At 62.4% G+C, this 15,866-nt stretch carries 9 protein-coding genes and 1 pseudogene; 6 read left to right on the top strand and 4 right to left on the bottom strand.

The annotated features are described in order from the left end of the window. Positions 1-55: 55 nt before the first annotated feature. Entirely contained in the window at positions 56-1,714 is a 1,659-nt protein-coding gene (locus AB0N75_RS14380) for a RecQ family ATP-dependent DNA helicase (protein ID WP_364651128.1), read from the bottom strand. Positions 1,715-1,956: 242 nt separating this feature from the next. Between AB0N75_RS14380 and AB0N75_RS14375 the strand changes: the two genes are divergently transcribed. Together AB0N75_RS14375 and AB0N75_RS14370 are read left to right on the top strand one after the other, a co-directional pair. After that, positions 1,957-2,550, top strand: coding sequence for a low molecular weight phosphatase family protein (locus AB0N75_RS14375; RefSeq protein ID WP_364651125.1), 594 nt, complete (start codon positions 1,957-1,959; stop codon positions 2,548-2,550). A 62-nt stretch (positions 2,551-2,612) separates the two neighbouring features. After that, the gene (locus AB0N75_RS14370; RefSeq protein WP_364651121.1) at positions 2,613-4,139 is read left to right on the top strand and encodes a sugar transferase; all 1,527 of its coding nucleotides are present in this window, start codon (positions 2,613-2,615) and stop codon (positions 4,137-4,139) included. 195 nt (positions 4,140-4,334) lie between these two features. Here AB0N75_RS14370 and AB0N75_RS14365 read toward each other — a convergent pair whose 3' ends face one another. After that, entirely contained in the window at positions 4,335-5,897 is a 1,563-nt protein-coding gene (locus AB0N75_RS14365) for a polysaccharide biosynthesis tyrosine autokinase (protein ID WP_364651118.1), read from the bottom strand. 318 nt (positions 5,898-6,215) lie between these two features. Between AB0N75_RS14365 and AB0N75_RS14360 the strand changes: the two genes are divergently transcribed. From AB0N75_RS14360 to AB0N75_RS14350, 3 genes are all read left to right on the top strand, one after another. Further along, entirely contained in the window at positions 6,216-7,532 is a 1,317-nt protein-coding gene (locus AB0N75_RS14360) for a cysteine desulfurase (protein WP_364651115.1), read from the top strand. A 1-nt stretch (position 7,533) separates the two neighbouring features. Continuing rightward, positions 7,534-7,995, top strand: coding sequence for a Fe-S cluster assembly sulfur transfer protein SufU (sufU, locus tag AB0N75_RS14355; RefSeq protein WP_364651112.1), 462 nt, complete (start codon positions 7,534-7,536; stop codon positions 7,993-7,995). A gap of 483 nt (positions 7,996-8,478) precedes the next feature. Continuing rightward, positions 8,479-10,599 (top strand): acyltransferase family protein, encoded by a 2,121-nt coding sequence (locus AB0N75_RS14350; RefSeq protein WP_364651109.1) that lies wholly within the window; start codon positions 8,479-8,481, stop codon positions 10,597-10,599. Between the two features lie 542 nt (positions 10,600-11,141). Here AB0N75_RS14350 and AB0N75_RS14345 read toward each other — a convergent pair. Next, positions 11,142-11,323, bottom strand: a pseudogene (locus tag AB0N75_RS14345) (leucine zipper domain-containing protein); the annotation flags it as partial. Positions 11,324-11,941: 618 nt separating this feature from the next. Here AB0N75_RS14345 and AB0N75_RS14340 point away from each other — a divergent pair. Further along, positions 11,942-13,255 carry an O-antigen ligase family protein gene (locus AB0N75_RS14340; RefSeq protein ID WP_364651106.1) on the top strand — a complete coding sequence of 438 codons (1,314 nt, stop codon included), beginning with the start codon at positions 11,942-11,944 and terminating at the stop codon, positions 13,253-13,255. 491 nt (positions 13,256-13,746) lie between these two features. Here AB0N75_RS14340 and AB0N75_RS14335 read toward each other — a convergent pair whose 3' ends face one another. Next, entirely contained in the window at positions 13,747-15,219 is a 1,473-nt protein-coding gene (locus tag AB0N75_RS14335; protein ID WP_364651103.1) for a lipopolysaccharide biosynthesis protein, read from the bottom strand. Between the last annotated feature and the right edge of the window lie 647 nt (positions 15,220-15,866).

The raw sequence follows: 15,866 nt of genomic DNA, 5'->3' as shown, positions 1-15,866 counted from the left end.
TTTAACCGCCCCCGGGGTCTGCGGGATGCCGCGCCAACGGCCGGCTACCGATTCGCTACTGGTCCTCCACGGATTCCAACAGGCCCGCATCCTCCCGCACGGCGGACAGCGCGATGTCCTTGTAGCCGACCGACTCGAACAGGACCGTGATGCGGTCCGGCTGGGTCCCCATCACGATGCCCGGTCCCCATTCACGGTGCTTCACCGGCCGCTGGATCTCATACCCCTCCGGCATCTCAGCTTCCCGGGCTTCAGCCACGGCCTCCGACCCGGCTTCGCAGTTATCGCAGTTCCCGCAATAGCCATCGGTCTCTTCGCCAAAGTAGTTCAGCAGCCAGTCGCGCCGGCAATGGTCCGTCTCGGCATAGCCGCGGGCCATTTCGATCCGCGATTCATCGATCCGGTGCCGGGATTCGGCTTCGGCCACTGCTTTGTCCGCAGCCGACGAGGGATCGACTCCGCCGACCGCCCGATAGCCGTTGCGGTGCACGGTGATGCTGCCGCTGTGTTCCAAGAGGTTGAGCAGCCGGGCCTGTTTGCGCTGCGAGAGGCCGGTCCGTTCGCGCAGCGCGGCCGGGCGGAGCGGGCCGTGCTCTCGGATAGTGCCGTACACCGCGGCGAGATCGTCCGGATCGGGAGTGCCGCCGGCAAAGAAGCGCTGCAGGCCCAGATCCTCGGACCGGTAGTGCAGCACTGCCTGCGCGGGTTCGCCGTCCCGGCCGGCGCGGCCGATTTCCTGGTAGTAGCTGTCCAGCGAGTCCGGGATATCCGCGTGCACCACAAACCGGACGTCAGGCTTGTCAATGCCCATGCCGAACGCGGAGGTCGCCACCACCACATCCAGTCCTCCTTCAAGGAACCGTTCGTGGATCGCCTCCCTGTCGGCGGCCCTCCGGCCGGCGTGGTAGGCGTCCGTCCGCAAACCGCGCTCGGCCAGTTCGGCGGCGTATCGCTCCGTGTCCTTGCGGGTGGCCGTGTAGAGCAGCCCCGGCCCGCCCGAGCCGGCCACCTGGTCCACGACAGCCTGCCGCTTGCCGCGGTCCTCGTGGTGCCGCCGCACCTGGAGGTTGAGGTTTGGCCGGTCGAAGCTCTGCACCGTGACGAACGGGTCGCGCATGCCCAAGCGGTCAATGATTTCCGTGCGGCTATGCGGCGACGCGGTAGCCGTCAGGGCCACTACCGGCGGATGGTGCAACCGCTTCACCACCGGGGTGAGCGTCAGATAGTCGGGTCGGAAATCGTGGCCCCAGGACGAGATACAGTGCGCCTCGTCCACCACGAACAGTGAGATTTCCAGCTCCGCCAGCCGTTGAAGGGTCTCTTCGCGGGCCAGTTGTTCCGGGGCAAGAAACAGGAACTTCGCCTCGCCGCTGGCGGCGGCGTCCCAAGCGGCGCGTCCGGCCGAGGCTTTCTGCTGCGAGTTGATGGCAAACGCCCGGCGGGCGCCCAGACCGTCGTTGATGGCGTCAACCTGGTCATACTGCAGCGCAATCAGCGGAGATATGACGACGGCGGTGCCCGGCAACGCGACAGCCGGAACCTGATAGACGGCAGACTTCCCATGCCCGGAGGGCATCACGGCCAGGACGTCCTCGCCGCGCGCGGCGGCGGCCATCGCATCCAGCTGCCCCTCGCGAAGGACGTTCCAACCAAACGATTCTTCGGCGACTCGGCGCAACGCGTCACGGTCTGGGGCAACTCGGGCTTGGTTCATCAGGATCCTTGGGGGTGTTCGGGCTCGGCACTTAACGACTTTTTAGCCTGCGCGGGCACCTTTGTATAGAAGGGGGCGGGCGCATCAAGGACCGGCGGACGAGCAAACGGCGGTGCAGAACATGACGGATTGGAGCGGGTTGCTACGCAGCATCTGCTCAGAATTGGCCTAAGAATTGCTGTCCTCCCCGGGGGAAGCGTTGCGTGTCCCATGGGGGCGCGGCGGCGGGTTAGAGTCTGATTATGATCCGGATTTTGACTGTCTGCACTGGCAATGTGTGCCGGTCGCCAATGGCGGAGCGTCTGCTCCAATCCCGACTCGATGCCGTCCGTTCTGGGATGTTCGAGGTCAGCAGCGCCGGCATCCAGGCATTGGCTGGGGCGCCAATGGACGCACGTGCCGCCGGGTTGCTGCACGTCTTCGGAGGGGCCTCAGATGGCTTCGTCGCCCGCCATCTCACGGAACAGCACCTTGCCGATCCCGCGCTGGTGTTGGCCATGTCCACCGAACATCGAGATCGGGTCTTGAAGCTGGCTCCCCGGCTGCTGAAGCGTACCTTCACCGTCAGGGAACTCGCGCGCATGCTCGACGCAGTTCAGAACGATCCGCACTTGGAGATTCCGGGCGGGACCACTGCTGAGGAGGTCGAAGCCCGGTGGAGGCGGCTGCCGCACTTGGCAGCACTGAAGCGTTTTGAGACCCGGGCAGCAGATCCCAGCGAAGATGACATCGTGGATCCCTACCGTCTGGACGATAGTGTGTACCAACAGATGGGTCGGGAACTGGTGCCGGCCATTGACCGGCTGGTCGCGATCGAGGAATCGTTCATCCCATAGTTAGTACAATTGAGGTGTACTTGGGGTGGGGCAGCAAAAGACTTGTTGGAGGGCAGTGGGGGATGGCAGTCTCGGCGCGGGAGGAAAAGTTAACCGATCCACCTGACGGGAAACGAGTCGGTGGTGGCTCCGCACCTCTGACCATGCAGCCGGAACCTTCTTCTTCCCAGTCGTGGGGACCGGCGCTCCAGCGCCGCCTGGCGCTGACTGATCTGATGGTTGTGGTCGGGTCGCTACTCGCCGCGCAACTCATCCGCTTCGGTGTTACTGACGCCGACCTGGATTTCCACGGAGTGGCCGGCGCTTATTCGATGGTCTCCCTGATTCTCGGTGCCCTGTGGTTGTCAGCACTGTCTATGACGCGCAGCCGTGCCCTTCCCGTCTTGGCCATCGGCAACGACGAGTATCGGCGTGTGATCAACGCCACTATGGGTACCTTTGGCGTTTTCGCTATTGGCACCATGTTGGTGAATTTTGACATCGCGCGGGGATATCTCGCCATCGCGCTGCCCTTGGGGCTCGTCCTTCTGTTGCTGACCCGTCATCTATGGCGGTTGACACTGCTCCGGAAACGTGGACGGGGCGAGTATATGGACCGTGCGTTGATTGTCGGGCAGATGCCCGACGTTCGTTACGTAGCGCGAAAAGTCCTCAAGACTCCGCAGTCGGGCTATCTTTTGGCAGGGGCAGCGGTCCGGTCTGCCGTCGACAAGAAAGTCGACGTGCCGGAAGGGCAAGCCATTCCGATTGTTGGAGGACCTGAAGACGTTGTTCGCCTTGTGGAAGAGCAGGGCTTCGACACGGTCATTGTGGCCGGCTCGCCAGTAGACAGCCAGCGCTACCTCAAAGAGCTCAGCTGGCAGCTGGAGTCCACAAAGGCATCTCTGGTTGTGGCCAGCCGTCTGGTGGACGTCGCCGGCCCTCGCATTCACTGGCGCCCGGTGGAGGGCCTGCCGCTGATGAGCGTCGAGATGCCCAACTACGAGGGGTCTAAGTACGCCTGGAAGCGCCTGCTGGACATCGTCACCAGCGCGCTCGCGCTGGTAGCGCTTACACCGGTCATGTTGTTGATTGCCTTGGCGGTCCGTCTGGATAGCCCTGGCCCAGTCCTATTCCATCAAGAACGGGTGGGGGTCAGGGGCAGCAGATTCTCAATGCACAAGTTCCGTTCCATGGTCCCCAACGCCGAAGACCGCCTAGAGGAATTGGCTGCTCACAATGAGGGCGGCGGCGTGCTGTTTAAAATGAAGAGTGATCCCCGGATTACGAAGGTCGGGGCCTTCCTTCGCCGCTACTCGCTCGATGAACTCCCGCAATTGTGGAACGTCCTGGTCGGTGAGATGTCTCTGGTTGGGCCGCGGCCACCCTTGCCCGGTGAGGTGGAAGGCTACGAGGAATACACACACCGCAGGCTCCTCGTCCGTCCGGGCCTCACCGGTCTATGGCAGGTCAGCGGCAGATCCGACCTCTCGTGGGAGGATAGCGTCAGGCTGGACCTCTATTACGTGGAGAACTGGTCCTTGGCCGGCGACCTGACCATCATGATCAAGACCGCCAAGGCGGTCATCGGAAAAGACGGCGCTTACTAAGCCTGCGGTTATCACCAAGGTCCTGGGTCTCACGGTTCCTACGATGACCCCGGGAGGCTGCAGCCCTCATGGCTCCGCTTCTCTCAATGGCCGCAAAAGCAAAAACGCTCGGCTGGATTCCTCCAGCTGAGCGTTTTCGCATGACAACGGTTGGCCGTTCCGCCGGTAGATGCGGCGGTCTCCGTTACAACGGATTTATGGCAGTCTCGACGGCGCGCGGTCATCACCACTGAGCACGGCATGGAACTCATCTACTGGGGGACGAGCATGGCGGACAGGGCCGGTGGCTTTTGCCCGTGAGCGGCGGCGCTTCTCCGGCCGGCGGCCGGAAGCCTCCTCGTCCTGCTGGTAGTACTGGCCGTAATAGCCGTACTGGGCCGCATCCGCACCCTGCGTCGGAACGCGGTTCAGAATGACGCCTAGAATATGGGCGTCCACGCGGCGAAGATTCCCCAGGGCCTTGCCAACTTCGTCTTCTGTGGTCTTTCCTGCGCTGATGACCACCAGCGATCCGTCGGCAACCTTGGACAGCACCGCAGCGTCCGTAACCGGCAGCAGCGGCGGCGCATCGATGAGCACAATGGCATGCTGGGCGAGACGCTGCAGCATGTCACTCATGGCCTGGGAGCCCAACAACTCGCTGGGATTGGGCGGCACACGGCCGGAGCCGAGGACGGCGAGGTTCGGCAGCGGCCCCCACAGTTGGAGCACATCTTCAAGTTCTGCGCTGCCGTTGAGTACGTCGGTGACTCCTGCGCCCGGCACCAGGCCGAACATGTCCACCACGACTGGACGTCGGAGGTCGCCGTCCACAACCACCACCCGGTGGCCGGAGGCGGCAATGGTCACGGCCAGGTTTGCGGTAACGCTGGACTTTCCTTCTGCCGGTACCGAACTGGTGACGACGATCATCCGCGGAGGATTGTCCACGTCGACGAAGGTGAGGTTGGTTCGGAGCTCGCGGAGCGCTTCAGACATCGCGTGTGCGGCCCGGTTCCCGTTGGTTTCGAGCGAGCCCGTCTCCACCACCTTCCGCGACGCCGCCAACCGCTTGTCCTCCGGAATCGTCCCGATCACGGAGACGCCGAATTCTCGTTCCAGTCGTTCCGCGGATCGGACCCGCCGGTCCAGATGATTGCGGATCAAGGCGTAGGCCAGGCCGAGCATCAGGCCCAGAACCACGCCGATTGCCAAAGTTAGCTTGACGTTAGGAGAAGCTGGAGACGTCGGGAGGCCGGCCTCGGCCAGCGGCGTGACCCTGACTCCGGCTTCAGCGCTTGCCTTGCCACCGGTTTCGATCTCCTCCACCTGCTCGGTCAGCGCGGCGACCCAGGCATCTGCCAATTCGCGGGCCTCTACAGCGCTGGGGGCGGCGGCAGTGATCCGCAGCTCGGAGGTATCGAGCGGGGTCTCTACTGTGATCTCCGCGATCAAGTCCTCAACACTGATAGCCAGCCCGAGGTTGTCAATGACGTTTTCGGCCACCGGCCGGGACTCTGCCACACTGGCGTAGCTCTTCGCCTTGGATTTCGCCAGGTTGTCGGCGTTCAGTGCGTTGATGTCCGCGTCAGCTGCAGCGATGACCATGCCAGTGGACTGCGCCTCGTAGACCGGCTTCTGCAACAGGGTCCAGCCGAAGGCCATCAGCGTGACCAGCATGGTGATGGCGGCTATGCCGCGCCAGTAGGTATGGAGGACGTGCAAGTAGTCGCGGAGCTCCAAGCCTTGAGACTGTTCCTCGGTGTAATTGGTTTCCACGAGACGGTGCGGTCCTTCCCCTAGCGAACATGCCTCAAACCCCACAAGTCTAGCCGAGAGTGGGCAGGAACTGTGCCTTGGGGAGCCGCAGATGAAACGTTGAAGCGAAACTTCTTGTCGGTGGTCGGGAATCCGATGGAAGTACCAGTCAAAATGCGGGTAGGGCGGTAGCGGTCCGCCGGTAAGGTTCGGCTCACGTGACCGAGGGCCAGCGAAGTGGGATGATTAGCGCAGACTTGTCTTGCGTATTGTCGGATGTTGGCCGCGCCACGTGCGGGACAAGCCGGTTCCAACCATCGATCCAAGGAGCACCCCAAGGTGTCTGTGGTATCCACGCCCGCAACGCTCAAGCATGCCGCTGGCATGATCGACGACGCCGAGGCCCGGCGCATCCGCAACGACTTCCCGATCCTCAACCAGCAGGTGAACGGCTCGCCGCTGGTCTACTTGGATTCCGGCGCCACCTCGCAGAATCCGCTGTGCGTGCTGGAGGCGGAGCAGGAGTATTACGAACAGCGCAACGCTGCGGTGCACCGCGGCGCCCACATGCTGGCGGTCTCGGCCACGGATGCCTTCGAAAACGCGCGCGAAACCCTGGCCGGCTTCATCAACGCCGGGATGGACGAAGTGGTCTGGACCTCCAACGCCACCGAGGCGATCAACCTCATCGCATACGCCTTCTCCAACGCCAGCGTGGGACGCGGCGGGGACGCCGCGGCGCGGTTCGTGGTGGGACCGGGCGACGAGTTGGTGGTCACCGAGATGGAGCACCATGCCAACCTGATTCCCTGGCAGGAACTTGCCTTCCGCACCGGTGCCACGTTGCGCTACATCCCGGTGGACGACGCCGGGGCGTTGCGCCTCGACGAGGCCGAAAACATCATCGGCCCGCGCACCAAGGTCGTGGCCTTCACGCACGCCTCCAATGTGCTCGGAACCATCAACCCGGTGGCCACCCTGGTGCGGTTGGCACGGGAGGCGGGCGCCGCCGTCGTACTCGATGCGTGCCAATCGGTGCCGCACATGGGTGTGGACGTGAAGGCGCTGGACGTGGACTTCGCCGCCTTCTCCGGGCACAAGATGCTTGGTCCCACCGGCATCGGCGTGCTGTACGGGAAGGCGGAACTGCTCAACGCGATGCCGCCGTTCCTGACCGGCGGCTCCATGATCACCACGGTGACCATGGAAAAGGCCGACTATCTGCCTTCTCCGCAGCGGTTCGAAGCCGGGACGCAGCGGATTTCGCAGGCGGTGGCTCTGGCCGCGGCCGTGGACTACCTGCGCGAAACGGGCATGGACCGGATCCATGCGTGGGAAGCCGAACTGGGGCAGCGGCTGGTCGCCGGTCTGGAGGCCATCGACGGTGTCCGAGTGCTCGGCCCCGCCGCCGGCACCGAGCGGATCGGGCTGGCCGCCTTCGATGTGGACGGCGTGCATGCCCACGATGTGGGGCAGTTCCTGGATGACAAGGGCATTGCGGTGCGCGTGGGCCATCACTGCGCGCAGCCGCTGCACCGGCGCCTCGGACTGGTGGCGACCACGCGGGCCAGCACTTACCTGTACAACACCACGGACGACGTCGACACTTTCCTGGACGCCGTCGCCGGGGTCCGCCCGTTCTTTGGAGTCAACTGACGTGAGCGCCGAACTGCAGCAGCTGTACCAGCAGATCATCCTGGAACATGCCAAAAAGCGGAACGGGTCGCCGTTGGCAGATCCGCCGCCGGGCGACAAATCCGGTGAATCGCACATGCTGAACCCCACCTGCGGGGATGAAATCACGCTGCGGGCAGCCGTGCACAACGACGGCGCCGCCACCACCCTGTCCGCCATCAGCTGGGACGGCCAGGGTTGCTCCATCTCGATGGCCTCCGCGTCCGTGCTCAGCGATCTGGCGCAGGGCATGGACCAGGAGGAACTGCTGAAAGTGGTGGACAACTTCCGCGAGCTGATGCGTTCCCGGGGGAGCATCGAGGCCGACGAAGAAATCCTGGGCGACGCCGCAGCGCTCTCGGGCGTCTCCCGCTACCCGGCACGGGTCAAATGCGCCATGCTGGCGTGGGTGGCGCTGGAGGAAGCCCTGTTGGCGGCGAACTGACCGGAACAGTAGGCATAAGGGCCGGGCAGCGGGCGCTTTGTAGTGGTCGTTGCAACACCTATTGGTTAGATGGTAAGTAGTAGCCAGGGTGAAGGACGCGTGGGTGTTTTTTCGCTCACAGATCCCACGTCAGGGAGTACTCGCAGTTGCGCTGGCAGGGCAGCTATGGTGAGCGCGACCGTTCGGCATCTGATTGGCATTTTTGCAACTTTCTTTTTCGGCGGCTCGAGGCCCTGGTAAGGGGAAGTCCTCATTTGGCTCCCTCATCCCCCAGCGTGTGAGGGACCGCCGGTTGGGTGGGGAGGGTTCTTTTCCTGCCCGAGGGGGACGACGGTTGGCAAGCGTCCGAGTTCAAGGTCGGTGCTAAAGTCGCCCTTGTGACGTTTCCAGCGGGCGGCGTTCGTTTCCGACGAGCCGTCCGCCGAAACATGTGTCCCATAGGATGAGCACGGGCTCGTCGCGGAACCAGGGGGAAGCCAACAGGTGGCTGTAATCGAGAAGGCGCCGCCGTTGACGCGCGCAAGACGCCTGCAACGGTCGGATATCCAAGCACTTCGCGCGATCGCAGTCCTCTTGGTGATCCTCGATCACCTAGTGCTGCTGCAGAAACTTCCAGGGGGTCCCGCCGGCGGCTTCATCGGAGTCGACGTTTTCTTCGTCATCTCGGGATTTCTGATCACGCAGCACCTAGTGACGGAGATACAGAAGGACGGTCGAGTTTCGTTCAAGAACTTCTATGTCGCTCGTGCACGCCGCATCCTGCCCATGGCCCTACTAGTGATTCTTGTCACCATTGCCGCTTCTGCGCTCGTGTTCTGGCCTTGGCAGGTAGGAGGGTCCGCCCTCGACGGACTGTGGGCGGCCCTGTTTCTTTCGAATATCGCGTTCGCGTTCCGCGGGGTTGACTACTTCTCGGCCGATCACCATTCAATCTTCCAGCATTACTGGTCGCTGTCGGTCGAGGAGCAGTTCTACATTATGTGGCCGGTCCTCATCACGGCAACAGCGATCGCCGCCTTTAAGCGTTTCCCCGCGGCGCGTTCCTTACTCGCTGTCACGGCCACAGTCGCTATTCTGTCGTTTGCGTGGGCGATGATGGAGACGGAAGCGTCGCCGACCTTCGCCTACTTCTCGACATTCTCCCGCGCCTTCGAGTTCGCGCTCGGCGGCATGCTCGCGATCCTCGCGCCGAGGGCCGCCTCCATCCCGATGCGAATTCGGCCGTGGTTGAGCGCGGCGGGTATTCTTATCATTGTCATTTCGGTCTGGATCATCGACCCCACGTCCGGGTTCCCGGGCCCCATGGCGCTTACTCCGGTGACCGGCGCAGTCCTGTACATCGCAGCGGGAACTGGTTCGGATCGACCAGTGCAGATGTGGCCGCTACGCACACGCCTGGCGACTGCCATCGGCGACGCGTCCTACTCTCTTTATCTCTGGCACTGGCCCGTGATCATGATCATTGCGGCGCTCATCCCGCGCGAGATCGTGGTCATACCGGTGGCGCTCGCGCTCACTGTCGTCCTCTCGTGGGCTTCGTATCGTTGGGTTGAGGAGCCGGTCCGCAACTCCGCGTGGCTGAAGCGCTCTCAGCGTCCGCGCGCGTTCACGAACGGGCGCGTGACACGGAACGTTGGGCTGATGACGGCCGCCCTCCTCATAGTGGGGGTTGGAACCGCAGCGCTCGACTTCGCCGTCAGGAAGCAGGTTGGTGTCGGTGAATCTCACGGTGTTGCTGCGGGAAGCCAAGCCCCGCAGGCGGACCAGCCGGCCGAGGCGGCGCAGCTGGTAGCCGAGCTGCAGGCGATGATTGAGCAAGGCAAGCGACGGAACTCTTGGGCAGACCTCCGACCGGCTATCTCGGAGATCGAGAACTACACGGGTGCGCTGGCCACGGACTGCTGGACTCGGGCCGAGGACGAGCCCAAGACCTGCCTGCGAGGTGACGCGGACGCACCCCACACGGTGGTTGTCTTCGGAGACTCGATCGCAATGAACGCCGCCTTCGCCGTTGACACCTTCGTGCAGCAGAACCCTGACTGGAACATCCGCGTCTTTGCGAAGCTCGGGTGCGCAGCCCCTAACATCCCTACCAGTGCACCTGGGGGAGGGACCTACGAGTCGTGCGACGAGTTCCGCGACTGGGCGATCTCCGAGATCCGTAAGATCCAGCCTGACGCGATCTGGATGACATCCGCTCTGCCCCGGTCGCTGCCCGGCGTTGACGATGCCCACATCGTGGACGTATGGGAGGAAGGGCTCGGCACGACGCTCGAGGCGCTTGATGGCTCAGGGGAGACATTCGTCGTGATGCCGCCTCCTGCAGGTGAGGACCTCGCGTTCTGCTCACGCCCATACAACACACCGGTCGACTGTGGCTCGACGATCACGAAGCGTTGGCTCGAGGTCCGAGACGCGTCCGCCTATGTAGCGAACGCCGAGGGCGCGAAGATGGTTGATACGGGAATGTGGTTCTGTGATGCGGGCGGAAACTGCCCAGCCGTCATCGGGGACTTCGTAGTGCGACGAGACGAGCGACACCTGACCTACGACTTCGGGGCTTACCTTGCTCCGATGGTCGCTGGGTGGGTCCTTGCCGACTAGCCATCACACACGCTTTGTCTGGCCCAGCGGTATTGACCACGCCTGCACGGCTTACTTCTTGGCTGGGGCACGAGCGTGTGAGGAGTGCCGTTGAGCAACATCTAGTCGGTGACTAAGCGATCGCCGGCCGAAGAACACCCCACATCCATGTCCGCTACAGGCAACACTCGCAGTGAGTCGAACTTACCCCTACCTACAACCGGCGGCCTCGTCCGCTGTTACCGGACGCGGCCGCTCGATCACGTCAAGCAGCGAGGACCTATCTACGCCGCGGAGCAGTGGCCGCCATTCCGAGTCCACCCGCTACGTTGTCTGCAGCGGAAGCCGCGTCGGGGAGACCGCAGCGCGGCGCCACGACCAGTTCGGGGGATTGCCTTTGTTTCGGTATCTTTGCCGCAAGAGAGGCATCGGATGACGCTTGTCCGGCAGCGCGCGGTCGCGGACCTTCCGCGGCAATCGTGGTGGTCTGCGTGCTGCCTGCCTGGCTTATGCCATGCTGTACTGAGGCCTGCATCGCGGTGCAGTTGAACGGTCTGGCCCCGGCCCCACCGTCGGTTTACCTGCAGCCCGATAATCCGGCCTTCGCGCCGCACCTTGTGTGTCGGGGATTTGACTGCGGCCAGCAGGAACGGTCCGCCATCCCGGCCTCGCCCGCTGTACAATACCGCTTCACCCAGCGCTGCGCGGCACTGACCGAGACCTGGAACCGTTCGGCGGCAAAGCGGGCGCGAGAAAAGCGTTAGATGAGACACGAAGCGGGAGGTCTTGTTTATGGGACACTTTCGTCCAGGATACACCTTACGTCCGTGGAGATGACGGCTAGGTGAGCCTGACAGCACTTGAACCGAGCTGACGCATATACGTCAGTAGCGCCTTGACGGGCACTACACACCGCCCCCAGCCGATACTGGAACGGCTGCGCCTCTACCTGTCAGAGGCCCCGGCTATCACTATCACAAACGACGGCGCCCGGCTCAAACTCCAGCCAATACTCGCTAGCCGCTGACATGGCTCACATCCGGTTGACAACCACCGGGCTCCCGACGACGGGCACGCCCTGTCGCGCGGCGAGCTCGTCCGGCGGCAGAGCGGTTTACGTGCTATTTCGGTCGATGGCCTATACTGCGGAGGTGTCTTCCTCCTCGCGCTGCCCGGATCCTGCATTGCTGGACGCCGTGACGGGACTGATCTGCCTTGTACTCCTTGTTAGTGACATCTTCACCCAAGACCGCATGGTCAGGAGCATCAATTTCTGGCGCGTTCGAACCCGTGGGAGTCGCGGCAGCCTTCGCTGCCGCGATTCTGATTGGTGCCATCTACCCCTAGATACGGCACCTCAGCCGTGAAGGTCACCATGGCTAGGCGTGACCGTACCCGGCAAACGCTGGCCGAAAGGAACTGGCGGCTGACAGCGCGGATCATCATCGTTGCCGCGCTCTTGCTCGAGGTCCAGGGACCACGCTTTGGGGCCGATCTTCGGTTTAACGTGGCGATTTTCGCCGCTTTAGCGTACTTCCTATTGCTCCACCGGATTCGATCGGTAATCCGAAACCTGCATGTGACGTTTAAGTGGCCCGTCATCGCCCTCTTCGGCTACTGCATCTGGGCTTTGGGCTCGGCCGGTTGGTCGGCGATACCGGGCGAGAGCATGCTCCAAGCTGGGCTACTCTTTCTTGCTCTCGTGCTTGCCGTCTCGTACGCTGACATCCCGCCCTTGCACATGGCCCGCGAGTACGCGCGTGTCGCGACCCTCGTCGCAGGCGCATCGTGGCTCATGCTACTCCTGACCCCTAGCCTCGCAGTCGTTCCGGACGTCACGTGGAGGCTCAACGGGGTTATGGGGCACGAACAGCGGTTAGCGCTCGTTGTCGGCGCGGGGATCATCGTATGGGTGTCGCTTCGAGTAGCGGGTCACCAAGTGTTCACGAACACTGCCCGCGACAATCTCGCATTGATCCTGTTAATCGTCACGCTATTGGCCACCCAGACACGAGCTAATACGGTGTTCGTCGCTATTGTGGTCGGCGCCGTCTTGTATGCGCGCGTCCATGCTGCATTCAAGGTTGTGCTGATAATCGGGGTAATCGGTCTTGTGGCCTGGGTGACCATTAACTTCACCTCAATTATGAGCCTCCTCGACAGGGAAGGGTCCAACCTGGAAACGCTGACCGGTCGCACGAGCATCTGGCAGGGCGCCCTCGGGATGATACCGGACCGGTTTTGGCAAGGATACGGGTTTGGGAGCTTTTTCAGCCCCCTCACTGCGCACTTTTTCTCCTCCTACGTTGCCCCCCACGCGCACAACACATGGATCAACGCGGCTTTCGAAACCGGTGTCATCGGTGCCGTACTGCTCTCTCTCTTCTTGCTCGGCGGTCTGTTCGCCGGACGAGCAAACCGCTCTAACAGGTATGCGTGGCCAGTCGTGCTTTTCGTCATGCTGTGCGGCACCATGGGGGTCGTATTCGGCGGAAAATTGTCCACGCTGTGGGTCATCGTTACGGTGATGGTGGCGCAGGCAGCTTGGAGCGCCAAGGCGCCTCGTACTGTGCCAGAAGCCGATTCCCGAGATTTATTGACCGCCCGAACCGGAACGTCGCTTCAAGGCTCACGTCGTGGCAATCAAGAACGACGTCGAACCGGCCGTGGCAACTAACGCACAGTCTCTTCCACTAACTCGTTGCTGGAAGGGACCGGGGCATGACCACTTCCGGGCGGCAACCGTGGCATGTCGGTGTCGGTCGAAAAGTGAGCCATTGTGACGGTTGAAAACTGAGCCACCTGTTCCAAACGATTGGGTGGGTGATCACAGTGGAGGATTGGGCGCTGGATGCTGGCCGAAGGCCTGCCTGTAACCGCCCACTTCGCCGACTCTTTACTATCGTCGCCGCACGCTCCCACATGTACCACTTTGAATTGGAACTTGGGATTCTTTCAAGACTATCCAAGTAGCCGTAGGGTAGGAGACTGCCCAAACCTTCAGCATCCCGGGTCCCCTAAGGATATTGCGATGGGCAGCGAATCTCTCAGACTACGTCTTGGGTGCCAGCATCGTCGTCATTCTCCCTCACAAAAAGTTGCGGTTGCCAAGGGCACTGAGATCCCCGAGCGGCCATCGCGGCCAGCGGCGTCTAGAGCAAAAACCACTCACGAGTGGCTCACGTGTCCCAAACCGGCCCGAAGGAAGCGCTGGAGCGTGCCCAACTCGGACCGAGTCTGAGAAGAGGAAGCCCAGCTGATTACGAGTGACGCCGCTGCAGCCGCTGTGCCAAGCATTAGAAGGACAATGCTTGGAGCGGGTACTAACGTGCTTACGACGAAAGCTGAGAGGCCGGCTGGCGCGCCGACCAGCAGCACTACACGGAACGCACGGCTAAGCAGCGGCTTTGTATCCACTCCGGTGTTTCGTCCGGCCCAGAGCACAGAGAAGACCCAGAACACCGCGTAGCCGATAGCGCTGCCGATTGCGACGCCGATAGGACCCCATGGAAGCCCGCAGAGGACCGCGACAATGATCACGGGCTGACCTATGAGGTTTCCGACAAGGAGCGAACCTGCAGTTCCCTTGGCCACCTGCAACCAGATGGCGATCTGCTGGATTGCGCGAAAGACCGAGCCGATCGCAAGGACGGCAAAAATGGGGGCCGACGCGGCCCAGGCGGCGCCGAGGAATACGTCGATAAGTGGGGCCGACAGGCCGGCAGCGATGCAGAGAACCGTAGCAGTCGCGTAAAGCGCAACGAGTTGCGCTGACCGCAGTCCACCGTTGAATCGCTCTCGGTCATCCACGACGCGCGCAAGTACTGGTAACGCCACCTTAGTCATAGGGGTATTGATCTGGTTCACCGGCTGGACCGACAGCTGATATGCCCGATCATAGAAACCGAGTGCATTGGCGCCCCACACACGCCCGATCAAAATGCTGTCGATATTGCGGGAGACATAGGAGAGTAACTGGGTAGCAGCGAAACCGAGTCCGAACGACATCAGTCCACGCATGCCTTCAGCGCGGCGAGGCAGACCAGGGCGCCACCGGGCGAGAAAATATGCGAGCAGGAGGTCGGCTGCTGGTGCGGTCACCTGCAGGACAATCAGCGCCGCGAGCGCATGGCCCGACGTGGCGACGGGAATAGCAAGGACAAGCGCCGCGAGCGGCGGGACTACATCGCATATTGCCAGCGCCCGAAATCGAAGCGCTTGACTGATTGAAACACGGAATTGAGCGGTGATTCCGCTTAGGAGATACGTTGGCGCTATCCATTGCACCAGAGTGACCAACTCAGGTTCTTGGTAGAAGGCCGAGATCGGCCAGGCGAGCGTAAAGATGGTCGCCCCGAGCACGAAGCCGGATCCCGTGTTTAGCCAGAACAGATTTGTGCGCTGCTGGTGGGTGAGCACCGCAGAGCGCAGTGCCGCGGTCGAGAGCCCAAAATCGCGCAATATTACTGCGACGCCTGTGAACGCCACAACCATAGCGAGCAAGCCATAGGTTCCCGGATCAATCACGCGCGCCAGTACGACCACCTGGACGAGTAACACAATTGTGCGAGCCACTTGAGCGACGATTGTAACCGCTCCGCCGCGTGCGGCGGAGGCAGTCAGAGACTGTCCAGAGGGCATTTATAATTCTCCTCGCGACCTGCCACTCCGTACTGTCTTATCTGAACGATGGAGTGTCGAAGTTCTTTTCCTTGCGCGGCAGAGGGATCTTTCAATCCTTAAGACCTGGGTGCCGCGTTCGATCTCATTTACCAAGATCGCACGTATTGCTGGTTGGTGTCGTATTGCCACGATGCGCCACCCCCGAATTGCAAGTTGCCGCGTCGAGCTGCGGTTCCTCACCTTGGGGAACGGCGCTCCTGCGGGCGATTAGTATCCCAGCCAGCTTGAACGGATCAGTCAGGTAGGGCTCGAAAGCCGTCGTGGGGCGTACAGGGGACGATACATCCACTCGACCTACGGTGGCCCATCTAGTCTGAGCCAAGTTTGTGTACGTCAGCGCGGTACGCGAAGCAGCCGACGACATTTGCACTGAGACGACATGCGCTTCCGAGCCGCCGATCGCGAGGATACTGAGTCCGTTAGCCATCGGTATCAGGTCATCGCGCCGATTTCTGCTGTCAACTCGAAGGTGGGTCGGAAATTGCGCTGCTTAGGCAACCGCGGCTCCACCGACCAGGACGAGGTTGCTCGTTTCGCAGACCGCATGGAACGCCGGGGCCGTGTGGAAAGCGTAGGCGCCGCGGTGGTCAAGGTCACCAATAACC

This window comes from Arthrobacter sp. NPDC089319, from assembly GCF_040684925.1.
In the GTDB taxonomy this organism is placed as follows: Bacteria; Actinomycetota; Actinomycetes; order Actinomycetales; family Micrococcaceae; genus Crystallibacter.
This window is presented reverse-complemented; position numbering and strand designations above follow the sequence as displayed.

Bases quoted from the DNA above. Each gene is read 5' to 3' on its own strand.
- AB0N75_RS14370 (WP_364651121.1), top strand. From the start codon at position 2,613: ATGGCAGTCTCGGCGCGGGAGGAAAAGTTAACCGATCCACCTGACGGG.
- AB0N75_RS14335 (WP_364651103.1), bottom strand. From the start codon at position 15,219: ATGCCCTCTGGACAGTCTCTGACTGCCTCCGCCGCACGCGGCGGAGCG.
- AB0N75_RS14380 (WP_364651128.1), bottom strand. From the start codon at position 1,714: ATGAACCAAGCCCGAGTTGCCCCAGACCGTGACGCGTTGCGCCGAGTC.
- AB0N75_RS14375 (WP_364651125.1), top strand. From the start codon at position 1,957: ATGATCCGGATTTTGACTGTCTGCACTGGCAATGTGTGCCGGTCGCCA.